The sequence below is a fragment of the Streptomyces sp. NBC_00385 genome, assembly GCF_035917155.1.
Lineage (GTDB): Bacteria > Actinomycetota > Actinomycetes > Streptomycetales > Streptomycetaceae > Streptomyces > Streptomyces poriferorum.
The window spans coordinates 1,377,017-1,399,526 of the sequence record NZ_CP107951.1 but is presented as its reverse complement, the minus strand read 5'-3'; the positions used below and the strand labels follow the sequence as shown (position 1 = coordinate 1,399,526).

The 22,510-nt window shown below is 70.7% G+C and carries 17 protein-coding genes; 5 read left to right on the top strand and 12 right to left on the bottom strand.

The window, feature by feature from the left end; all coding sequences use genetic code 11:
• Positions 1–65: 65 nt before the first annotated feature.
• The 6 genes from OG959_RS06085 to OG959_RS06060 all read right to left on the bottom strand — a co-directional run bounded on the left by OG959_RS06085 (position 66) and on the right by OG959_RS06060 (position 8,708).
• Entirely contained in the window at positions 66–764 is a 699-nt protein-coding gene (locus tag OG959_RS06085) for a serine peptidase (protein WP_326657099.1), read from the bottom strand.
• An 84-nt stretch (positions 765–848) separates the two neighbouring features.
• Positions 849–2,456, bottom strand: coding sequence for a serine/threonine-protein kinase (locus OG959_RS06080; RefSeq protein WP_326657098.1), 1,608 nt, complete (start codon positions 2,454–2,456; stop codon positions 849–851).
• Between the two features lie 193 nt (positions 2,457–2,649).
• The gene (locus OG959_RS06075) at positions 2,650–3,108 is read right to left on the bottom strand and encodes a hypothetical protein (protein WP_326657097.1); all 459 of its coding nucleotides are present in this window, start codon (positions 3,106–3,108) and stop codon (positions 2,650–2,652) included.
• A gap of 94 nt (positions 3,109–3,202) precedes the next feature.
• Positions 3,203–5,662 carry a GTPase-associated protein 1-related protein gene (locus tag OG959_RS06070; protein ID WP_326657095.1) on the bottom strand — a complete coding sequence of 820 codons (2,460 nt, stop codon included), beginning with the start codon at positions 5,660–5,662 and terminating at the stop codon, positions 3,203–3,205.
• Between the two features lie 301 nt (positions 5,663–5,963).
• Positions 5,964–6,869 carry a hypothetical protein gene (locus OG959_RS06065; RefSeq protein WP_326657094.1) on the bottom strand — a complete coding sequence of 302 codons (906 nt, stop codon included), beginning with the start codon at positions 6,867–6,869 and terminating at the stop codon, positions 5,964–5,966.
• A gap of 12 nt (positions 6,870–6,881) precedes the next feature.
• Positions 6,882–8,708, bottom strand: a complete 1,827-nt coding sequence (locus OG959_RS06060; protein WP_326657093.1) for a hypothetical protein — start codon at positions 8,706–8,708, stop codon at positions 6,882–6,884.
• A gap of 352 nt (positions 8,709–9,060) precedes the next feature.
• Here OG959_RS06060 and OG959_RS06055 point away from each other — a divergent pair, with 352 nt between their 5' ends.
• From OG959_RS06055 to OG959_RS06045, 3 genes are all read left to right on the top strand, one after another.
• Positions 9,061–9,981 (top strand): LysR family transcriptional regulator, encoded by a 921-nt coding sequence (locus tag OG959_RS06055; RefSeq protein WP_326657092.1) that lies wholly within the window; start codon positions 9,061–9,063, stop codon positions 9,979–9,981.
• Between the two features lie 352 nt (positions 9,982–10,333).
• Complete coding sequence (locus OG959_RS06050; RefSeq protein WP_326657091.1) at positions 10,334–11,038, top strand: hypothetical protein; 705 nt, start codon at positions 10,334–10,336, stop codon at positions 11,036–11,038.
• A gap of 212 nt (positions 11,039–11,250) precedes the next feature.
• On the top strand, positions 11,251–15,072 hold the full coding sequence (locus OG959_RS06045; protein ID WP_326657090.1) for a S8 family serine peptidase: 3,822 nt from the start codon (positions 11,251–11,253) through the stop codon (positions 15,070–15,072).
• A gap of 136 nt (positions 15,073–15,208) precedes the next feature.
• Here the strand turns inward: OG959_RS06045 and OG959_RS06040 are convergent, their stop codons facing one another.
• Together OG959_RS06040 and OG959_RS06035 are read right to left on the bottom strand one after the other, a co-directional pair.
• Complete coding sequence (locus tag OG959_RS06040; protein WP_326657089.1) at positions 15,209–15,979, bottom strand: oxidoreductase; 771 nt, start codon at positions 15,977–15,979, stop codon at positions 15,209–15,211.
• Between the two features lie 136 nt (positions 15,980–16,115).
• The gene (locus OG959_RS06035; protein ID WP_326657088.1) at positions 16,116–16,361 is read right to left on the bottom strand and encodes a DUF397 domain-containing protein; all 246 of its coding nucleotides are present in this window, start codon (positions 16,359–16,361) and stop codon (positions 16,116–16,118) included.
• A gap of 254 nt (positions 16,362–16,615) precedes the next feature.
• Between OG959_RS06035 and OG959_RS06030 the strand changes: the two genes are divergently transcribed.
• On the top strand, positions 16,616–17,089 hold the full coding sequence (locus OG959_RS06030; RefSeq protein WP_326657086.1) for an ATP-binding protein: 474 nt from the start codon (positions 16,616–16,618) through the stop codon (positions 17,087–17,089).
• A gap of 10 nt (positions 17,090–17,099) precedes the next feature.
• Here OG959_RS06030 and OG959_RS06025 read toward each other — a convergent pair whose 3' ends face one another.
• From OG959_RS06025 to OG959_RS06015, 3 genes are all read right to left on the bottom strand, one after another.
• The gene (locus OG959_RS06025; RefSeq protein WP_326657084.1) at positions 17,100–17,510 is read right to left on the bottom strand and encodes a RidA family protein; all 411 of its coding nucleotides are present in this window, start codon (positions 17,508–17,510) and stop codon (positions 17,100–17,102) included.
• Between the two features lie 80 nt (positions 17,511–17,590).
• Positions 17,591–18,211, bottom strand: a complete 621-nt coding sequence (locus tag OG959_RS06020) for an L-threonylcarbamoyladenylate synthase (protein WP_326657083.1) — start codon at positions 18,209–18,211, stop codon at positions 17,591–17,593.
• Between the two features lie 120 nt (positions 18,212–18,331).
• Positions 18,332–19,837 (bottom strand): MFS transporter, encoded by a 1,506-nt coding sequence (locus OG959_RS06015; protein ID WP_442805541.1) that lies wholly within the window; start codon positions 19,835–19,837, stop codon positions 18,332–18,334.
• A gap of 131 nt (positions 19,838–19,968) precedes the next feature.
• On the opposite strand from OG959_RS06015, the gene OG959_RS06010 reads away from it, so the two are divergent.
• Entirely contained in the window at positions 19,969–20,415 is a 447-nt protein-coding gene (locus tag OG959_RS06010; protein WP_326657080.1) for a MarR family winged helix-turn-helix transcriptional regulator, read from the top strand.
• Between the two features lie 73 nt (positions 20,416–20,488).
• On the opposite strand, the gene OG959_RS06005 is transcribed toward OG959_RS06010, so the two are convergent.
• Complete coding sequence (locus tag OG959_RS06005; RefSeq protein WP_326657079.1) at positions 20,489–22,480, bottom strand: RICIN domain-containing protein; 1,992 nt, start codon at positions 22,478–22,480, stop codon at positions 20,489–20,491.
• Positions 22,481–22,510: the final 30 nt, after the last annotated feature.

The following is a 22,510-nucleotide window of genomic DNA, read 5'->3' as shown; positions in this document are numbered from 1 at the left end:
CCGAACTGATGCCCGCACAGGAGTAGTGGTTCTGTGCGGGCATTTCTGTCTCATCAAGCCGTGTGTCAGGAGTTGGCGAGAAAGGGCGCCAGCGTCGCGGCAACCGCGGCGGACCTCGGATACGGAGCTGCGCGGTGGAAGTCGAACGGGGCGATGCTGTCCGTCAGATCGAGATCCACCGACGGGAAGCGCTGTTTGAGCGGGCGCGGGACGGCGACGATGTCCCCGTGATCGCACAGGTCGACCCATCGGCGCACGCCCGGCGGACGTTCTCCGGTGCCGTTGGCCGGGGCTGGTGACAGGCGGTCGAAGACGCCATGGCGGAGCGCGAGGGGGGAGCCGAGTGTCAGGAGCAGATCGACTTCGAGCTCCGGGTGGGCGTGGAGGGCCTCGTAGGCCACGACGCTTCCGAGGGAGTGGGCGATGACCACGCGGGCACCCGTCGAGGAGATGACGCCTGCGACCTCCTCGCGGGCCGCTGCACGGACGCTGTCGTCCGGCCCGCCGAGATAGCGCGAGACGTCGCGGAAGAGCGTGGCGATGAATGCGCGGGTCAGGCGGCCGTCGAGACTCAGGTGCTCGGAGATCGCGGACACGAGCTGCCGCAGTGGAACGGCCAGGCGTCCGTGCGACGTCCCGGGTGGCGGAAGCCTCAGGCCCAGGGGCGCCTCCAGCGATTTCGCCCAGTGGGAGACGTCCTCGGCCAGGTGCGGGTGCTCGCGCTCCAGAGGTAAGGGCTGTCCCGCAATTCCTGGCGGGCGCACGACGACAGCGACGGCACCTCTCCGCCTTACGATGCACCGCATCTGACGCCGCGCGCTGATCCACCAGGAATTGCGGGACAGTTTTTAGACGCTGGGCAGCAGCAGGGTGACCAGGGCCGCGGCGGCCACCCATGCCGCCGCACCGGCCTGAATCGCGAGGGGTACGGACAGAACGCCCCCGGCGGCCAGCAGGCCGGCCAGAACGACGCCGTTCAGCAGGCCGACGGCCGTGCCGGCCGCGGTCTGCCACGGTGCCCCGGGAACCACCGCCGCGACGGTCTTGCATACCCCCACGCCGCCGAGCCACAAGAGGGGACCGCCCAACACACCGAACAACAGGGCTGTCCACCACGGCGACGGGGGCCAGATGACGAGAAACGCGACGCCGATCAGCGTGCAGAGCAATGCCATGGCGAACAGGCAGATATCCGGATCATTGTCGTCGTGCGCCGAAAGGGTCGGCGCCCCCAGATAGGCCACCGCCGTGGCGGCCAGGAAGACCGCTGCGCACAGTGCCACAGTCCAGACCGGGGACCAGTCGGTCAGCAGGGCGAACTGGGACCAGAGAGAGGTGGCTGCGAGCAGTCCGTTCCAGGCCGATACCCGGCCGGCTCCCGGCACCGCCGGCGAGGCGGGGGGCTGGGTGGCCGGCTCCACGGGCGGATCCGTCCGGAGGCCCGGTTCGGCGGTGAGTGGAACGGCCGGGGGGTCCGGTTCGGCGGTGAGCTGATCGGCCCGGGGGTCCGGTTCGGTGAGCGGATCGGCTCGCCTCGGGGGCTCCGCGCCCGGCGCGCGGGGGGCATCGACCGTGGGGGCCCCGGCGAGCTTCCGGACGGCAGGGGGCGCGTTGCCGAGGTCGTCCAGCACATCGCGCAGACGTTCGGACACCTCTTCGGCCGTGGCGGGCCGGCGGTTCGGGGCCTTGTCCAGCAGACGGAGGACCAGTCGGTCGAGAGCGTCCGGAATTCCGGGACGCAGGTTCCGCACCGGTTCCGGTGTCCGGTTGAGGTGCTGGGCCAGTACCGACCATCCCGCGCCCTCGAAGGGCGGTCTGCCGGAAAGGAGTTCGTACAGCAGACAGCCCAGCGAGTAGAGGTCGCTGCGCCCGTCGAGGGTTCGGTCGCCGCGTACCTGCTCCGGTGACATGTAGGCGGGCGTGCCAATCGTCGCCCCGGGGCCTGTGAGCCCGGTTCCGGACTCCTCGATCAGCCTCGCAATGCCGAAGTCGCAAATTTTCAGGTCGAGTTCACTGTCTCCGTACACCATGACGTTCGCCGGCTTGATGTCCCGGTGGACGACGCCTGCGCGGTGGGCGGCCGAGAGGCCGGCACAGATCTGCCGCCCCCAGGCCACGACGTCCTCGACGCTCCGCCGTTCCGTGGCGGCGAAGGAGGCCATGGAGCGGCCGGGGACCAACTCCATGACCAGGAAGAGCACTTGGTGGCCTCCGAGGGCGGCCTCGCCGTGATCGTGAATGGTCACGATGCTCGGGTGGGTCAGACGGGCGGTGGCCCGTGCCTCCTGACGGAACCGCGCGGCCGACTGGCTGGTCGTGAGAGCGCTCTGGGTGATGACTTTGACGGCGACGTCACGGTCGAGCCGCGAGTCGACAGCCCTCCACACCTGGCCCATCCCACCGGCTCCGAGCATCTCCACCAGCCGGTAGCGGCTCTCGAGCACCTCTCCACGCACCGAGTGCCCCCTTCGATCGTCCGATCGTCGTGTGCGGGGTGTCCGACGCGGCGGCTACGCCCCGCCCGTCGGCTCCCGGGCAGCAGCCTACGCAGCGACAGGCCCGGAAACCTCACCGATTCAAGATCCCCTCGACTCGGTTCAGGAGGTCGGGCCTGCAGCGGGCCATGCCCGGATGGCGTCGAGCGTCGGGTCAGGCGTCCTCGGCCTCGGGCTTCAGCAGCGGGTGCACCACACCGGGGAAGACCCGGGCCCGCACGACCTCCTCGGCCGAACCGCCCTGGATCACCGTCTCCGCGACACCCCAGGGCCGGTCGGGCAGCTGGACGATCAGCGTGTACGAGGCGGAGCAGCCGGTGCACTCGTACCGGTCCACCCAGGTCTCCACCTCGGTGGCACTCCCCGGGTAGCGGGCCACGTGCCGGTGCCGGGCGTGGCACCGCTCACACGTCTCGCCGGGCTCGCACGTGCCGCCGCACGGGCACGGCACGTCGAGCGACTCGGCCGGGCGCCAGCGCTGCGTGAGGACGGCGTCACGCGTGGCGCCCATGTCCTTCATCGCCTTGAGGTTGCGGGCGGCCACGTTGTACGACTCACCGGTCGCCGCCATCCGGTCGCGGATCACGTCCTTGCGCCCACGGTTCGTCGTCATCTGTTCCTCCTGGGGTTGACGGCAGGCCCCAGGCCCACGAGATCGTTGTGCCCCAAAGGTACCCGGCACACGGCGCCCCCGACGACTCGCGCGGTCAGCCCCGGCGCACGCGGCCCGCGATCCGCCGGCTGATCCGCCCCAGAGTGCCCCGGCCCCGGCGGTTCCAGTCGTGGAAGGCCTCCGCCCGGCCGCTGCTCCCCGAGCGCCCCACGGCCTCCTCCACCGCCGCGACCCTGTCGGCGGAGAGCGTGCGCACGGCGGGGCGCAGCACCTCCTCCAGCAGGGCGTCCGCGGTCCGGCTCCACTCCGCTCCGGCGTGCGGATGAGCGGTCCAGACGGCGAAGCAGTCCGCGGCGTACGCCGGTTCCGCCTTCAGGCGGGAAAGGACACCGGCCTCGCGCGCGGCCCGGTCGTACGCGGCGACGAGATCCGGTTCGCCGCTGTGCACCAGGGCGTACAGCTCCGCCTCCGGCCGGTCCGGCGCGAGCAGCCGCGTGGCCAGCGCCCCGTACGCATGGTCCAGCACCTCCGGCTCCACCGGCTCGGCGCCCTCGCGCAGTCCGCGGGCCCGCTCCGCCCACTCCGGCGCCGCCTCGTCCGACCGGATCTCGCGGGCGAACTCCAGGAGCAGCAGGGCCCCGCGTTCCCGGCCCGCGATCTCCTGCGGGAAGCCGCGCAGCAGGTCATGGGCGAGCTCCGGCGCCTCCTCGTCAGCGGCGGGGGCACCGAGCGCCGCCGCGACCAGGTGCGACCAGGTGCCGGCCGTCCGGTGGGCGTCCGAGGTGGCGGCCTCCAGCAGCAGCCGGGCCTCGCCCGCCGTCATCGTGCCCGTCTCCGTGCTCTCCTCCCACACCAGCCCCACGGCCGTCCGCAGCACCAACGGCTCCGCGAACGGGGACATCCCGGCGGCCCGGAGCACCCGGTGCACCGCGCCCACCCGGTCCGTTCCGCAGCCGGCCTTGGCCTCCGGCGCCTCGGCGCACATCCGCAGATGCGGCAGCGACTGGGTGCCGGTGAAGGGCAGCGGGACCCGGCCCAGCAGCCGTTCGACCCCCGACGGGTCCTGCGGCGCGATCCGGTCCAGCGCACCGAGCAGGGCCGTACGGACGTCGAACTGCTCGTCCATCAGTTCCAGCAGCGCGGGCGCCCAGCCCGGCTCGCCGTCCGCGGGCTCCAGCAGTGCGGGCGCGAGCCGGCGGACGACCGCGGGCAGCAGCTCCGCGCAGTCCACGCCGAGCAGCCGGGCCACCCGCAGCAGCTGGACCGTCCTGGCCACGTCGAGACCGACGCCCGCGCCGCTCAGCTCGGTCAGGATCTCCGGGCCCAGCACCGAGGCGACGGCCGCGCCCTCGGGACCGCTGAAGGCGGTACGGCCGGGCAGCTCCACGGAAGCGTTGCCGCCACGGACCGCCTCCGTGACCAGCATCGCGGCCAAGGGGGCCGTGGTCGTCGCGGGGGAGCGGCCGTCGAGTGCGGCGAACAGCCGTCCCGCGGCGTCGAACTCGGGACCGGTGCGGTCGTCGACCCCGGGCGCGGTCAGCGCGTCGACGAGCTGCCGGGTGCGCTTCGCGTCCAGCGCGTAGGGCCGCTCGGCGGCCCAGCCGGCCGCGGCGGCGCGCCCGCCCGTGCCCAGCGCGATGCCCGCGCACAGGGCCGTCACGGCCACCGGCCCGGCGGCGAACGGATCCCCGGGCAGCTCGGCGGCCTCCCGGAACAGTTCCGGTGCGCGGCTGCGCCAGATCCGGGCGGCCGTCTCGGCCCAGGCATCGGCCACGGTCCCTTCCGGGCGCGGGCCGGTGCAGGTGTGGACGTGGAAACCGGGAGCCGTCAGTGCGTGCGCGTCCTGCGGCAGTACTCCGACGATCCGCTGCGGGGCGCGCTGCGGGTGACGGGTGTACGTGGTGAACGTCAGCCGTTCGGCGAGTTCGTCGGGCAGCGCGACGCAGGCCAGCGCGATCCACCGGGCCACGTCCGCGCTCTGCCGCTCGACGAGCACGACCCGGCCGGCGCCGTCCTGTCCGTACAGCCGGCGCAGGTCGGCCAGCACACCGGCGAGCCAGGGGCCCCGGGAGACGGCGAAGTCGTTGAGCCCCTCGCGGTCCCGGGCGTGGCCGGTGGCGGGCAGGGCGGTGAGGGGGCCGGGCAGTGTACGGTCCGGCGTCGTGGCGGCCCAGCGGGCGGACCGGCAGGCGGTGATCGGGAGGGCGCCGCCCGGCAGCCGGGTGCCGGCGGGAAGATGGACCGCGTGTGCGTGGAAGCCCACGTCGGAGCCGGGTCCGGGCCGGGTTGCCACGGTCCTGGCCAGGAGATGGCTGCCGTCGGAGAGGACGCTGAAACTCAGTGCCTCGGGCAGTGCGCGCAACGCGGCGTCCGTGGGCCGGGGTTCCGTTCCTGCGGGCGTCCCGTACGCCAGGAGAGGGCCCGCCTCGGTGAGCACGGAGGCGGGTATCGCGGGGTCGACTGCGGTGAAGCGGGCCGGTATCGGTTCGGCCTCGCCGGTGCCGGGACCGTCCCCGCCGGTTGCCGAGGTGTAGTGCAACTGCGCGAGGCTCATGCGTCGGCTCTCTTCGTCCCTGCCGTGAAGGTCCCCCTGCCACCCGCACCCGCCGTCGCGTGGTGGCAGCGCCGTCCCGGCAGAGCGACGACCCCGGCGGGGAGTGGTCCGCAGTCGCTGGGGCGACGCTATCAAGTACTGGGGTCCCCGAGGTCGCGAAGACGGGGCCGCGGCGCACAGCCCGGGCCCCGCTGTCGCGCCGGGGCCGGCCCCGTTCCCCGGCCCACCCGGCACCCGGCGGTCCCGGTGCGGGGCGGGGGCTGTCCCGCCACGCGCGGCGGATCGCATCACTGACGGGCACTCAACTCCCGTGCAGCAGCATCGCTATGCCGCCGACCGGCCGCTCGTCCCGGTACTGGGCGATCTGGAAGGGGACGAAGGTCCCACTTCCCACCTCGTCGGTCACGACGATCAGCAACTCCATCTCGCGCTGCTCCCGCGGGCCGAGCGTCAGCGTCCGGGTCACCGCGTCCTGGCCCTGGACCTCATCCCCACCGGCCGTGCTGGTCAAGGACAGCCATGCCGAAGCCTGCGTCGGCCGAAGCCGTTCGTCGGTGGGCAGATTGCCCCACAACTCCTGCGGCATGGACCGGACATCGATCTGATACGTGACCTCCTGATCAGCCGGGTTCGTCGCCAGGAACGCGAACGGCCGAGGCGGGGATGCGGGCATGGCGGTCAGGTTGTGCTGCGCCCAGTGCCTGTCGTTGACGGGATCTGCCAGCCCTCCGGCGGCCACGTTGTCCAGCGGATGCCAGACCTTGGCCAGCAGGCATATGTGGTTTCCCGAGCCTGAGGGAATGCGCGCGGTGACGGGAGCGGTTTCTGCCCGGCCGCCATGAGGAGGAACTTCGACCGGCGAGAATCCGATGAACTTGGACGCGTCGGGGATGACGGGCCCACTCACCGGCCTGGACCACCACACTCCGACGTAGGCCAGCGAAGCGCTGTTCCCGCCCTGCCAGTTCCCGACGGACACCTGGACCGTCAGGTCTTCTCCGGGCTCGAACGGCGTCAGCGTCTGGATGCCGGAGCACAGATACCAGCAGACCTCGGGGGGCACCGGCCGTTCACCGATGTCCTCTTCCGCAGAGGGAAGGGCGGGCGGCGGGTAGCTGTGGACGTACAGGAACGGTCGGTCGTTCGTCTCGCCCTGCGGCTGCTGATTGCCGTTCGGCTGCTGTTCGCGGCCTTGATCCACGTCCATGGCTGCCGGTCCTTACTGGTCCGGGTAGGCGAGGATGTCCACGCCCACCGGGTCGTCGTCGATGGAGCCGACGGTGGACCAGCACGGATGGGCCACGCCCCGGTCCGCGTCGAGGTCAAGGTTCTTGAGACCGGGCGAGCCGTCGGCGATTTCTTCCCACCTCTGAACGCAGTCGGAGACCGCGACAGCGAGGAATCGTCCGGGATTGGCTCCGACGGGAACGCGTGCGGAGAAATCTACCGGGTTCTCGAGCTCGGTCTGCGGATACCGATAGAACGTGCGGACGTCGTCCAGCTCAGGACGATGCGGCTGCACAGTATCATTCGGGACCGCGAGGAACTGGCGATAGAGAGGGAATTCAAGACGCCCTTCCGGGTAGATTAGTCCGCAGCCGGAAAGAAACGCGCTCGCCTTACCCAGGGCCTCCCACAAACGAACCTGGAGGTCGAACAACTGGGCGACGAGTTCATCCATCTGGGGAACTCCCGCTGCGGTGGCGAAATTGCTCGTGGTGAGAGGCTGGTTCTGTGCGGCCAGCGCATCCTTCTCCTCCTGGCTGAGATCTATGGTGAATGCGTTTCTCCAGTTCTCCGCCACATGCTTTTCCCAGAAGGTGCAGGATCGTCCGTCGGCCCATTCTCCCCAGCAAGGGCCTCCCAGCAGGCCGGCGAAGGCGAGGAACGCCAGCACGGCGAGGCAGAAGCTTCCGCAGGCGCTCTCGCTGTCGGCCGTGCTGTCCGTCGCGGTGGGCGGGCGCTTCTGCCCGGCGCCGAACCCGGGGCCACCGGAGAACGTGGTCGGCACGACGCCGGGCCCGTGGGCGTACGCCGGCGTGGCTGTCTCCGGCGTGGTGGGCGACTGCGGTGGATGCGCGGGGTCGGAGAACATCTTCGTGATGAACCGAGGCGCAGGCAGCGCCGGCGTCGGTGGCTGAGCGAACGTATCGAGAAGTTCCAGCTGTGTGATCAGGCGCTCGTACCCTCGCCCGAGGTCGGGCACCGCGGTCAGCTGCGACAGGTCGTACGTTGCCCCGAGCGTTCGGGTGATGAAGTCGATCGCCTCACCTGGCAGCGTCCCGTCCGGAACGCCGGTGAAGCGGAGGGATTCCGCTATCCCGCGACAGCTCCTGACGTCCGGGTACCGTTCGCCGAACCATGACCCGACGGAGTTCCGGGCTATGCGGTCCCGGAATCGGTGGGAACGGCGAGGCCCGCCGACGACCTGCGTGAGGTACGTCGATCCGTGGACGTTCGTCGAGTAGCCGGACAGGATCCCGAAAGCCATGGCACGGGTTTCCGGCGTGCCGGCCTCGCCGAACGCGGCACGGGCGAGCGCATCGGTTCTGCGGGCCAGGAAGACGTCCCCCCAGCCCCACTGCGACAGGGGCTCATCCTGTTGCCGCGGATGCCGCGGGATGTGAGACATCTTCCGCAGCCTCTTTCCGAGGCTGTCCATCTCGGTGAACGTGCCCTTCGCGTTGTCCATGAGCTGACGGAAGCTCAATGTGGCATCGCAGAACCTCGATGGGGAACGCGGGTCCGACGGATCGACCAGTGCGGATTCGATCTCACCGCGAATTCGGCCGACCTCGGCATAGAGAGCGACGCCTTCCGCCCACATGGCCGATGCCTCCGCGAGCAGATCGACCTCCGCACCGTCCGAGGCCGCGTGGTGCAGCACCTGGTCGAGCAGGGCTCCCAGCCGTGCGTACGCGCGGTGGTCGGCGCAGTCCGCCACGAGCTGGTCCCGGGCGGCCCCGAGCCGGGGGTGAACGGGTGCGGCAGCCAGCGAGTCGATCTGATGAGACAGCGCGACGACATGGGTTCGAGCGTCAATCATGACGCATATCCCCTTTTACGTGTCGGTGATGATTTCCCCCGACAGAACTCTGGATCGGCTCTGCTGCCGGCGCCGGCCCATTCGCCAGTCCTTGCACCCGGCCGGGCTTCGATCCGCATTGCGGGATTCTCGAAAGGGCCTTTGCCACCAGGATCGCGCCGATCCATCCATGCGGCAACTCAGTCGAGGAGCGACTCCGGCGCGAGTCGGCGGAGTTCGTGAGCTGCGTGCCTGCCCCGGGCCGCCGCCGCGATGAGGGAATACACGGGGCACGGTCCACGATGTAACGGCTGTCAGTACAACGATGGCCACGGGCTGGACCGTGGCCATCGCCGGAAGGGGACAGGAGCAGATGAGCCTTCGTCAGTTCGAGTACGCCCTGGCCGTCGCCGAGGAGGGCTCGGTGACGGCGGCGGCGGAGCGGTTGCACGTGGCTCAGCCGTCGGTGTCCCAGCAGATCCGCGGCCTGGAGCGGGAGCTCGGCGTGGAGCTGTTCGACCGCACGCCGACCGGGCTGGTGGCCACCGCGGTCGGCCGCGCGTTCCTGCGGGAGGCCGAGGTCGCGGTGAGCGCGGCGCGGAAGGCGAGGGCGACGGCGCGGGCCGGTGCCGACGAGCTGGTGGGGGAGCTGGTGGTAGCGGCGCAGATGGGGTTCGGTACGCGGCAGTTGCCGGGCGCGCTGGACGCGCTGCGGCGCCGCTTCCCGCGTCTGGAGGTGACCGTCTTCGAGGAGCCGAGCTCCGCGGAGCTGGAGCGCCTGTGCCGCCGTGGCGTGCTGGACCTCGCCCTGATGGCGGCGTGCGAGCGGACCCCCGCCGACGCCCACCGCCTCGGTGACGAGGAGTTCGTCGTGGTGCTCGGGCCCGGGCACCGGCAGCTCGCCGCGGACCGGGTCGACCTGCGTGACCTGGACGGGGAGGCGTGGGTGAGGTTCGACCGCGACAGCGCGCTCGACGGCGTACTGCTGGGCCTGTTGCGGGACAACGGCCTGACCCCGGCCACCGCCGCCCGCGTGTCCCAGACCGCGACGGCCGTGCGTTGGGCCGCCCACGGGCTGGGGGCGGCGCTAGTGCCGGCATCCGCGGTGCCGCACGGGCACGAGCACCTGGTCCGGCCGGTGTTCCCGGCTGTGTCCCAGCCCGTCATCGCGGTGCTCCGGCAGGGTGCGGGCCCCGGCGAGACGGCGCTGCTCGACGTGCTGCGCCGGGAGACGTGGACCGAGTCCTCTCCGTACGGACGTTCCGGCAGCGACGGGCCACGCGCGGCCACATAATTTCTCACCGGCAGATGACCGGACACCGCGGCCAGTTGCGGGTCACGAGCCCGGCCGACACCCTCCACAGCCTGCTCAAACGTGCAATCGGTCACGCCCGGACCCGCCGGTAGCCCATTGCCAGATTCCGGATGAGTTCTCAAGATTCGGAATAGTCCCCGGCGAGGAACCGGGGCCGGGCCGCGCGCGGCCGAGGGTGGAGGTGGGTGTGGACGTGGAGGCGATCGGGCCGTCGGAAGAGGAAGCGCGCCATTCCGGCGAAGCGGTGCGCGAGGGGTCCGGCGGGTTACCGGGGCTCGCTGCTCGGCTGAGGCTGACCCCTGATCGTCTTGAGCGGGCCCTGGAGGGTTTCGTGCGGCAGATGCCCGCGGCCCGGCCGGCCGGCGCCCGCCCGCCCGAGCCCTCCGCCGAGGCCCCGCGGCCCCCCGGACGTGTGATGTCGCCGCGGGACAGCCTGCTGCTCCGGGCACGGCACGAGGTGCTCCACTTCGACGTGCCGCCGTACCTGTCCGTGGACAACGGCACCCAACTGGACCAGCTGGCCCGGGGGGTGGTCTACCGGACGGTGTACGGGCAGCGGGCTGTCGAGTACCCGGGGGCACTGGTCCGTATCGATCAGTGTCTGGAAGCCGGCGAGAAGGCGCGGGTCACGGCCCGTCTGCCGATGAAGATGATGATCGTCGACCGTGAACGGGCCGTTCTCGCCGTCGCCGCCGACGTGGCACTGAGGCCCGGCACGGCCGTCGTCATCACCCACGGACCCCTGCTGGACGGGCTGATCGAGCTGTTCGAACGAGTCTGGGCCGAGAGCGTGCCCCTGGATCCGGCCGGCGCCGTTGTCGATGCCCAGGAGGGCGAACTGAACCCGGAGGAGGCGCGGTTGCTGGCTCTCCTGCTCAGCGGACTCACGGACGACGCGGTCGCCCGCCATCTGGGTATCGCCCGGCGCACGGTCGTGCGCCGGGCCCGCAGTCTCATGGACCGGGCCGGGGTGGCGACCCGCATGCAACTGGGCTGGCACGCGGCGCGGCGCGGCTGGATCGAGGTGCCGGGCTGAGGGGGACCCCTCCGGTCCTCCTCAGCCCCGCGCCCTGCTCCGCCGACGTTCACAGGTGGCGCATATGCGACACCCGAGGAGCCTCACCAGCGGACCTGACGGGCTATAGCCTCCGATGGCGCGCTGGTCATCCGGCCGGATCCTTCGATTCCAAGCTGGCGTGCCCGGATTTCGGCGTGCCGTCTTTCCCCTCCCCACCCAAGGAGACGTACGTGCACAGTCCCTCTCGCGGCAGACGTGGCAGACGGCTGATCGCCGTCGCCACGGTGATCGCCACCGGAGCCCTCATACCCGCGGTCGGTTCCGGCACCGCAGCCGTCGCCCAGCCCGCCACACCGCAGGGCGGCTCTCTGCCGACGGCGGCCAAGCCCGTCCAGGTCACCCTGGTCACCGGCGACCGGGTCTCGGTCACCACGGCCACCGACGGCCGGCAATCCGCCACCATCACCCCCGCGCCCGGCAACCCGAAGAACTTCCAGACGGTCACCGACCCCGACGGCGACCTCCACGTCTATCCCGCGTCGGCCCTCTCCGGCCTCGGTGCCAATACCCTGGACCGCCGGCTGTTCAACGTCTCTCAGCTCATCAGGGACGGCCAGGCAGACAGCAAGGGTGACTCCCTGCCCGTCATCGTCTCCTACGACGACAAACCGTCCCGCTCCACCCTGGGCCAACGCGCCGACCGTCTTCCCGGAAGCGAGCGCGGCCTCGTCCTGGACCGAGTGGACATGGCGGCGCTGCACGTCGACAAGAGTGAGGCGGCCTCGTTCTGGAAGGCTGCCGCACCGCGTACGGCGGCCAACGGCCGCACGGCTGCTGCCGGTTCCGGCGTCGCCAAGATCTGGTACGACGCACCGGCGAAGGTCTCCCTCGACAAGAGCGTCCCGCAGATCCACGCCCCCGAGGCCTGGGCTGCCGGCTTCGACGGCACCGGAACCAGGATCGCCGTGCTGGACACCGGCATCGATCTGAACCACGCCGACGTCAAGGACCGTGTCCTGGGCTCCAAGAGCTTCGTCGGTACCGCCACCGTCCAGGACGGACACGGCCACGGGACCCATGTCGCGTCGACCATCGCCGGCAGCGGCGCCGCGTCCGCAGGCCGTCTCAAGGGGGTCGCCCCCGGGGCGAAGCTCCTCGTCGGCAAGGTGCTGAGCGACAGCGGCTCCGGCCCCAACTCCGGTGTCATCGCGGGTATGGAGTGGGCGGTCGAGCAGGGCGCCGACATCGTCAGCATGAGCCTGGGCGACGACGCGGGCACGGCCGACGACCCCACGTCCCAGGCCCTCGACCGGCTGAGCGCCACCAGCGACTCGCTGTTCGTCGTCGCCGCGGGCAACACCGGGCCAGGTGCCTCCACCGTGGGCAGCCCCGGAGCGGCCGCCTCCGCACTGACCGTCGGCGCGGTCGACCGTGCCGACGCGCTCGCCGACTTCTCCAGCCGCGGCCCGGTCGGCGAGAACCAGGCCATCAAGCCGGACATCACCGCCCCCGGGGTCGACATCGTCGCGGCCAGGGCGGCGGGCACCGCCATGGGCTCCGTGGTCGACGCCGACTACACCTCGGCGAGCGGCACGTCGATGGCCACGCCGCATGTCGCCGGCGCCGCCGCCATTCTCGTCCAGCGTCATCCCGACTGGCCGGGTGAGCGGATCAAGGCGGAACTCACCTCCCACACCACGCCGTCCGCGAACTACACGGTTCAGGAACAGGGCAACGGCCGCGTGGACGTGGCCGCTTCGCTTCACGCGAAGGTGGACCTGTCGAGCCCGGTCGACTTCGGCATGATCTGGTTCCAGAAGAACCGGCCGTACGACAAGCAGACCCGCACCCTCACCGTGAGCAACCCGACCGACACCGCCACCACGGTGAAGCTGTCCGCGGGCACCTCGACCGGAACCCTGACCGAGGGTGCGCTCACCTTCGACAAGGACGCGGTCACGCTGGCCGCGGGCGGCAGCACCGAGGTCACCGTCACGCTCGATCCCCATCTGCTCGCACCCGCGACGTACTCGGGGCAGATCACGGCGACGACGGACGACGGAGCCACCGCCACCTCGGCGCTCGGCTTCACCAAGGAGACCGAGAGCTACGGTCTGACCGTCGGCCTCCAGGGCCGCGACGGCACGGCCCCCGACAGTGGTCTGCTTGTCGTGATGGGCCTCGACAGCGACTACTACGAGTCCTTCCCCTTCGCCCGCCAGGACAGCCTGAAGCTGCGGATGCCCCAGGGCTCCTATGCTCTCTACGGTGCGATCGGCACGGGCGACATGGGGTTCCGCGGCGGTTTCTCCGACGCGTACGACCTCTTCAGCCTCCCCGACGTGACGGTCTCCGATGAGCCCGTCGAGGTCACTGTCGACGCGACCGAGGCAACGGACTTCCGGCTCGACGTGCCCGGTGACAAGCGCCCGCGCGTGAACTCCGGGTACGCGCATACGCTCCGGCGGACCACCGCCGACGGCCGCGGCGCGGGCATCGCCCTTGAGGGCGACGCGTTCATGACCACCGGTCACCTGGGGGCGATCCCGGCTGCCAAGCCCTCGTCCGGCAAGCTGCTGACCTCCTTCTACCACCGGGAGCGGGCTCCGCTGATGACGGCGGAGGTCACCGGGCGCGGAGGCTTCACGCTCACGCCGCGCACCTACGAAGAGTTCGCGCGCTTCGAGGGCGACCGGACCCTGACCCTCGTCGACGTGGGCAGCGGCACTCCGGAGGAGGTCGCCGCAGCGGACGTCAAGGGAAAGGTCGCGCTCGTCCACGACGACGCTCACGCCATTGTGGAGGCGGCGAACGCCCTGGAGGCAGCGGGCGCCGCGGCGGTACTTCAGGCACCTGTCACCGACCGCCCGGTGTACGCCGTGCTCGGCGCGGGTCTGACCATCCCCCTCGCGGTGCTCGACCACAAGGACGGCACCAGGCTGTCGGCCCGGCTGGCGGCGGCCGGCAAGTCTCCCGTCCGGGTGACGCTGCACGGCGACAAGGAGTCCGCGTTCGCCTACGGCGGGCAGTGGGACTTCGAGAACACCATCCCGGCCGACCTGACCGTCAGGGCCCGGCGCGGTGACTTCACCAAGGTCACGAACCGCTTCCACGGCTACGGCACCGAGCAGGCAAGCTATTACCAGCAGCAGATCTGGAGCGGCGCGACCTCACGGCTCGTCGTCCGGGTGCCGGAGCCCCTCCTGCGGGGCCACGAGCGGGACGACTACGTCTACGCGAAGGCCGGTCAGGCGTACCGCCAGGGCGTGGGCACCTCCCGGTTCGGTCCCGAGATGTTCGGCCGGACCGAGACCTATCGCCCCGGCCGGTCCGTGACCGAGGAGTGGTTCGCCCCCGCACTTCACCCCGCGCCTGTGGGGAGCCAGCTCTCCTGCAACTTCTGCAGCACCGACGCCGGGATCGCACCGTTCCCCGGGGCGGTGGGCGACTCCGACCAGGCGCACTACAGCGAGGACGGGTACTCGGCCCTGGGAATCGCCTTCTACCGCGACGGGGTCGAGGTGCCGGCCAGCACTCCCTGGATCATCAAGGACAAGGCCGTCTACCGGCTGGACCTGGACACGACCTACGAGGCGGCCAACGGCTTCGCCGACTCGACGAGCCACAGCGAGTACTCCTTCCCCGCGGACGCGCCTCAGGGCATGAACGACACGTTGTGCAAGGACTTCGTCGGTATGGTCGCCTCCTGCGAGCCGATGGCGGTCGTCCTCCCGCACTACGGCATGAAGACCGACCTGCTGAACCGGGTGCAGGCGGGCGAGAAGTACACGTTCACCCTCGACGGCTACCGCGCCGGCGGCTGGACCGGTTCGACGAAGCTGGCCGGCGCGAAGGTGTCGCTCAGCTACGACGGCGGCAAGACCTGGAAGGCGGCCGACGTACGGCGGCTGGACGGTGACTCCTTCCGGGTCTCGGCCCAGAACCCGAAGCTCGCGAAGACGAACGGGCACGCGTCCATCAGGGCCGAACTGTGGGACGCGGCGGGCAGCCGCACGGTCGAGACCATCGACTGGGCCTACGGGCTGAAGTAGGGGTCGATCGGCGTCACATTCCCGGCCCCGGACGCGTTGCGTCCGGGGCCGGTTCCCTGTCGGGCCGGCGCGGTCGAATTCTTCCCGGCAACCCGGAGGCAGCCATTCCATTCCGTGTCCCGGAATTTTGTGCGCGTCAACTCCTGGGAAATTCTCCCCCGTCCACCGTGAGAATGTTCCCGGTCACCCAGCTCGCCCGGTCGGAAACGAGGAACAGCACCGCGTCGGCGATGTCTTCGGGACGGCCGACGCGTCCCAGCGGCACGCCGCTGTTGTCCGCGCCCGACCCCGGGACCATGCGCGCCCACGCCTCCCGCGTCGCCTCGCCGCCGGGAGTCTCGGTCCTTCCGGGGCTGACGATGTTGACGCGGATCCCGGACGGTGCCAGCTCCTGGGCCAGCCCACGGCTGTAGTTCTCCAACGCGGCCTTCGCCGCCGTGTAGTGCAGGAACGGCGGGGGCGTGAACGGGGTCGCGGCAGAGGACACGTGCACGATCGCCCCCGTTCCCTGCTCCCGCATCCCCGGCGCCAGCAGGGCGTCCAGCCGTACGGAGGCCAGGTAGTTCAGGTCCAGCTGGTTCTGCCACTCCTCGTCGGGGATGTCTGCGGTCTGCCGGAACGGCCCTGCCCCGCCTGCGTTGTTGACGAGGATGTCCACCCCGCCGAGCGTCTTCTGCGCGGCTGCGGCGATGGCCTCCGCCCCGGCCCGTGTCCGCACGTCGGCCTCGATGAAGGTGACCCCGTCCGCCACCGCGTCCGGCGCCGACCGGGCAGTGGTGAGCACCTCGGCCCCCGCGTCGCGTAGTTGGCGCACGACGGCCGCTCCGATTCCACGGGAACCACCTGTGACCAGGGCCCGCTTTCCGGCGAGTTCCCGAGTTCCTGATCCGTTTTCCGTCGTGCTCATTGCCGCTGTTCCTCTCGGTGAAGTCGTACGCTTCCGCGTTGTTTTGAAGGTACGACCGGGAGAGAACGAGAGGCAAAGACCAAATGTCAGCAGGCGCTATAGGGGATTCCTATAGCGCCTGGGACGAGCCGCGTGCTCAGCCCTGGACCGCGTACGCGACGAAGTGGGTCCAGGTGGTGGGGGAGAGAGCGAGCTGGGGGCCCTCCTCCACCTTGGAGTCGCGGATGTGGACGGTGGTGGGGCAGGTGGCGACCTCTACGCAGGAGTCGCCGGAGCCGCTGCTGTAGGTGGACTTGTGCCAGGACAGGGCGACCTCTACGCAGTCGTCGCCGGAGCCGCTGCTGTAGCTGCTCTTGAACCAGGTCAGTTCCGTCGTGCTCATAACGCTCCTCGCATCTGCCGCAGCAGGCTCACGGAGTCCTCCAGTGAGACCACCTCCCCGAATGCCTTGAGGCTGTCCGAGCAGTCGGGTTCGTCGGTCATGTGCGGCCACCTTTCGTACGCAGTCCCCAGTCCGCAACTCGCCCATGGTCACGCATCGTTACGCGTACCGTCCACTCTCCGTACTCGTACGCTGACCCAGCGTACGAGTGGCGGAGCTGGTCCGGGTGGTCCGGCGGGGCGAGGCTGGGGCGCATGGAAGCACCCGTCACCTCACACCCGCCGCGTACCGAGAAGCTGTTCGTGCAGCGGTTCAGCTCGACGCCCCGGGGCGCGCGCCTCGCGCGCAGGCTCGCCGTTCACCAACTGCACGCCTGGGGCGTCCCGTACCGCACGGACGTGTCCGACACAGCCGCGCTGCTGGTGGCCGAACTGGCGGCCAACGCGGCGACCCACGGCCGCGTGCCCGGAAGGGACTTCGAGCTGCTGCTCGCCCTCGCCCCCGGCGGTCCGGAGACGGCCGGCACGCTCCGTATCGAGGTCACCGACACCCGGGGCGAATGCCGGCCGCCGGGCCCCGGGGAGGTCGTGGCTCCACCGCCCGGGTCGGACAGCGGGCACGGGCTGGTGCTGGTCGAGGCGTTGGCGGACCGGTGGGCGGTGCTGGAGCGCGGACCGCGGGAGCGGCCGGGGAAGACGGTCCGCGCGGAGCTCGATCTGCGCTACTGAGCAGGCAGGTTCAGGCGTCGAGGACGGCGGCGACCGACTCGATCTCGACGAGCTGGTCGGCGTAGCCGAGCACCGTGACCCCCATCAACGTGCTGGGAACGTCATGGTCGCCGAACGCGGCCCGGACCACCTTCCAGGCGGTCCCCAGGTCCTCCTGCCGGGTGGAGGCGACGAGCACGCGCGTGCTGATGACATCTTCCAGGGACGCACCCGCGTCCTTCAGCGCGGTCCGCATGTTCTCCACGGCTTTCGCGGCCTGGCCCGCGTAGTCCCCGATCGCCGCCGTCGAACCGTCCTCGTTCAACGGGCACGCGCCTGCGAGGAAGATCAGCCGTGCCTCGGCGGGGGCCGTGGCGGCGTAGGCGTACTCGGCGACGTCGGACAGGGCGGCGGAGCGTATCAGCGTGACGGAACGAGGCATGGTCGGTCAGGTCCTCCGGTGTGAGGGTGCAGGGGAATCGGGCCCGGCGGGCCGGGAGCGTGGGCCCGGCCCGCGCCCGTCTACTCGAAGCGGGAGGGGTCGCCGGCTCCGCGTCGTACGATCTCCAGCTCGCCGCTGGAGAAGTCGATGACGGTGGTCGGCTCCGTGCCGCAGTCGCCGGAGTCGACGACGACGTCCACCTCGTGGTCGAGGCGTTCCTTGATCTCCCAGCCCTGGGTCATCGGCTCCTCCTCGTCGGGCAGGAGCAGGGTGCTGGAGAGCAGCGGCTCGCCGAGTTCCTCCAACAGGGCCTGGACGACGGGGTGGTCGGGGATACGGACGCCGACGGTCTTCTTCTTCGGATGCAGCAGCTGGCGCGGCACCTCCTTCGTCGCCGGAAGGATGAAGGTGTACTGGCCGGGCGTCGCGGCCTTGATGGCGCGGAACACGTCGTTGTCGATCTGGACGAACTGCCCGAGCTGGGCGAAGTTCTGGCACATGAGCGTGAAGTGATGACGGTCGTCGAGGTTGCGGATCGCGCGGATGCGGGAGATGCCGTCACGGCTGCCGAGCTGGCATCCGAGGGCGTAGCAGGAGTCCGTCGGATACGCGACGAGTGATCCGGAGCGGATGCTTTCGGCCACGCCGGTGATGGTGCGTCGCTGGGGATTTTCGGGATGTACGTCGAAATACTTCGCCATCCGGCGAGTCTACGGCGGGGGCGGGGGCCGGTTCGAGGCAAAAGCGGGTTGTCCTGCCCCTGGGAGGGACAGGACAACCGTTTCGGGTGGTGAGGTGCCGCTCAAACCTTTTCGGCCATGTCAGGCCTGGGCGGTGGCAGCCTCGGGTGCGCTGGGTTCCGTGGCGAGCGGGTCCTTGTTCGCCGGTGCCCGTACGGGGATGAGGGCGGCGAGGAAGGCGGCGGCGAGGGCGACTCCGCAGCCGATCAGCATGGCGGCGCGGAAGCCGCCTGCCGTCGTGAGGGCGTGACCGCCGAAGTCGGTGGTCATCTGGGCCATCACGACCCCGATCACGGCGGCGGCGAGGGAGCTTCCGATCGACCGCATCAGGGTGTTGAAGCTGTTGGCGGAGGCGGTCTCGGACTGCGGCACCGCGCCCATGATGAGTGCGGGCATGGCGCCGTAGGCGAACCCGACGCCGGTGTTGCAGACGAGGGTCACCGCGAGCAGGCTCCAGGTGGAGCCGCCGTCGATCACCGGTACGGCGAGGCCGTAGCCGAGGGAGATGATCAGTGCGCCGGTGGCCAGCGTGACCTTGGGGCCCCGGGCCGCGGAGAGCTTGGCGCCGACCGGCGACATGACCATCATCATCAGGCCGGACGGGGCCATCCACAGGCCCATGGCGAGCATCGACTGACCCAGGCCGTACCCCGTCCCTTCGGGCAGCTGGAACAGCTGGGGCACGACCAGGGACTGGGCGTACATCGAGAACCCGATCAGGACCGAGGCCGCGTTCGTCAGGAGGATCTGGGGGCGGGCGGTCACCCGGAGGTCGACCAGCGGGTCCTCGACGCGCAGTTCCCACCGGCCCCAGGCGAGCAGGACGACGACCGCGGCGGCGAGGAGGCCGAGGGTCGTGCCGCTGCCCCAGCCCCAGTCGGCGCCCTTGGAGACGCCGAGGAGCAGGCAGACCAGGGCGATGCCCAGGCCGATGGCGCCGAGCACGTCGAACCCCTGGGACGCCCTGCTCTCCGCGTCGCGCGGAACGAGGAACCGGATCAGCGCACCGACGGCCAGGGAGAGCGCCGCGACGACCCAGAACAGGACCCGCCAGCTGGAGTTCTCGGCGATGGCAGCCGCGAAGGGGAGGCCGAGCGCGCCGCCCACGCCCATGGAGGCGCTCATGATCGCGATGGACGAGCCGAGCTTCTCCGCCGGCACCACGTCACGGAGCAGGCTGATACCCAACGGCACGACGCCCATCCCGAGGCCCTGGAGTCCGCGGCCGACGATCATCGGGACGACCGAGGAGGACAGGGCGCAGACCACGGAGCCGGCGACGAGCGGCGTCAGGGAGACGAGCAGCATGCGCCGCTTGCCGAACATGTCGCCGAGGCGTCCGGCGACCGGCGTGGCCACGGCGGCGGCGAGCAGTGTCGCGGTGATGACCCAGGACGCGTTCGACGAGGAGGTTCCGAGGATCTTCGGGAGCTCCGCAATCAGCGGCACCACCAGGGTCTGGGTGATCGCGGCCACGATGCCCGCGAAGGCGAGGATGCCGACGACGCCGCCTGTGCGGGCCGTGGGCCGGGGTGTGTCCACGAGTACTCCTGGCTCTGCGGGGCCATGGCGGACTGCGCCATGCATGACCTATGCACCATACATGAGAAATGTAGGATGCACATCGCGTGCATGGTGCATATCTGTGGTATATATGTACCAAAGAGGTCGCCCGCCCCGCGGGGAGGCGAGCCCCCGGCAGTCGAAGGAAGCCTCGCGTGGACATGCCTGTGGACCGGATCGAGTTCGAGACGATGCTGCTCGGGCGGCATATGAGTCTGCTGACCTCGCGAGGTGGCGGGCGGCTCGACCGGAGCGCCTACATCCTCCTCAGCCGCATCCGGGCCCAGGGCCCTATGTCGATCGGGCAGCTCAGGGACGCCTTCGGCCTCGACACCTCCACGCTGAACCGGCAGACCGCGGCGATGCTCCGGGTCGGAGTCGTGGAGCGCATCCCCGACCCGGACGGCGGGATCGCCCGGAAGTTCGCGATCACGGCCGAGGGCGAGCACCGGCTCGACAAGGACCGCGCCGAGAACCGGGACGGTCTGCAGCGCGTACTGGCCGAGTGGACCCCGCAGGAGGCGGCCCAGCTCGCGGACGGTCTCGCCCGCCTCAACCGCGACATCGAGCGCCTCGACGGACGGCCCTGGCCGCGGGAGTGAGCGGGCCGGCAGCGACGCGAACGGGGCCGGGCGCCTTTCGGCATCCGGCCCCGCCCTGTGTACCGCGGTCCGGTCAGGACACCTTGGTGAAGGACCAGGTCTGGACCGCGGTGGTGGAGGGCGCCTGCTGGGTGAGCAGCGCCCCGTTCGTGGTGGAGGCGGCGGTGAGGAGCAGCCCGCTGGACCTGCTCGTCAGCCGGTAGCCCCCGGCCGCGGGGGTCGCGGTCCAGCGCTGGTTCGCGTCGCCGCTGCACGCCCACTGGTCGATGGCGGCGCCCGCCGCCTTGGAGTTCTTGTAGACCTCGGCGCACAGGCCGCTCGTGACGTTCTTCAGGGTGTACGTGCCGTCGGTGTCGGCCGTGACGTTCCACTTCTGGTTGTCGCCGCCGTTCCAGAGCCAGCCGACCAGCTGGGTGCCCTGGGCCGTGGAGTGCGCCGGTACGTCGATCGCCTGGGTGCCGGCGGAGATCCGGTTGATTCCGGCCGCCGGACCCGTCGGCTGGACGCAGGCGGTGGACGACTGCTGCGCGCCGCGGTCAGGCACGCAGCCGGCGGTGACCGGTCCGCCGAAGTAGTCACGTACGCCCGCGTTCGCCACGACCGCGCCGTTGGCCAGGGCGGAGGAGCCCGCCTGCAGCCGGTAGCCGTCGGCGTCCGTGCGTGAAGTGGCCGTGCCGGGGGCCGTCAGCTTCGGGTCAGTCGTCACCTTGTGGGCGTCGGCCGGCTCACCGGCCGGGTGGGTGCCGTAGAAGACGTTCGCGTCGTATCCGAGGCCGGCGGCGTTGACGTAGCTCGCGTCGGCCGTCGCCACGTGGAAGATGTTGTTGGTGAACGTGGCGTTCGCCGCCGTCGAACCGTTCGAGTTGCTGATGATCTCGACCGGCTTCGACAGGTAGAAGGTGTTGTTGTAGATCTGCGTGTTCGTCGCCTTGGCGCAGACCATGTCGAAGAGCTGGCCGCCGTCGTTCTGGCTGATGTTGTAGCGGACGACGTTGTCGGCGGTCGTCGACCCGCCGCCGTTGCACAGGAGGATGAAGCCGCCCTCGTTGTCGTGGCTGTAGTTGTACTGGTAGATGGTGCGGATGTTGCCCTCGTCGAGGTCGAGTCCCTGCCCGTCGCAGGTGCTCCTTCCGCCGCTCACCTCGTTGAACTGGTACAGCGCGTCCTCGGTGTTCCACCCCCAGAGGCCGGCCGCGCAGTGCGCGGGCTCGCGCTCACGGAAGCCGTCGACCTTGTTGTACTCGATGAGGGCGCCCTCGGTGTGGTGAGGGACGATCGCGTCGCCGCCGATGTCGGAGACGGTGTTCCCACGGATGACGACTCGCGTCTGGGGCGTCCAGGCCCCGCAGGTCGTCCCGCAGTTGGCGTTGGCGAGCTCGGGGCGCTGCATCCACCGGGTCCAGAAGTGGATCCCGTAACGGTCCACGGCCCGCACCGTGTTGCCGGTGAGGGCGACGTCGTCGAACTTCGTGGGCGTCGTGTTGCCCAGGACCTCGAAGAAGATTCCGGCGCTGGCGTCGTCGTCCTTCTTCGTCTGGTTCCCATTCACGTCATGGACGTCGAGACCCGTGAGCCGGTAGTAGGTGCCGGTGCCCGAGTCGGTCCTGGTGACGTGGACGCCGCGCCGGGTCGCCGCGGCCGCACCCTTGTTGGAGACGTCCAGGTTGCGGATCTCCCAGTACTGCTGGTCCGCGAGACGTACGACATCGGTGACCTGGCCGGCGCCGGCCAGCGCGGGCTTCGCGCCCGTGCCGTACGCGTCGACCACGACCGGCGCTCCGACGGCGCCCGACCCCTTGGGGAACAGCGTCTGGCCGGTGCAGGTCGAACCGCGCTTGAGGAGGATCGAGTCGCCCGGCTGGAACGTGTGGGAGTTGACCGGAGCCAGCGCGTTCCAGGGTGCGGCCTGGGTTCCGTCGCCGGCGGCGGCGGCTCCGCAGTCGACGTAGAAGGACTGTGCGGCGGCCGGTGCGGCGGCCTGTGCTGCTGTGGTGGGGGCCGCGGTCAGGAGAGATGCCAGCGGTAGCGACAGGGCCGAGAGGAGCAGGGTTCGTCTTCCGGTCATGGAACAACTCCATATTTCGAAAACGGACAG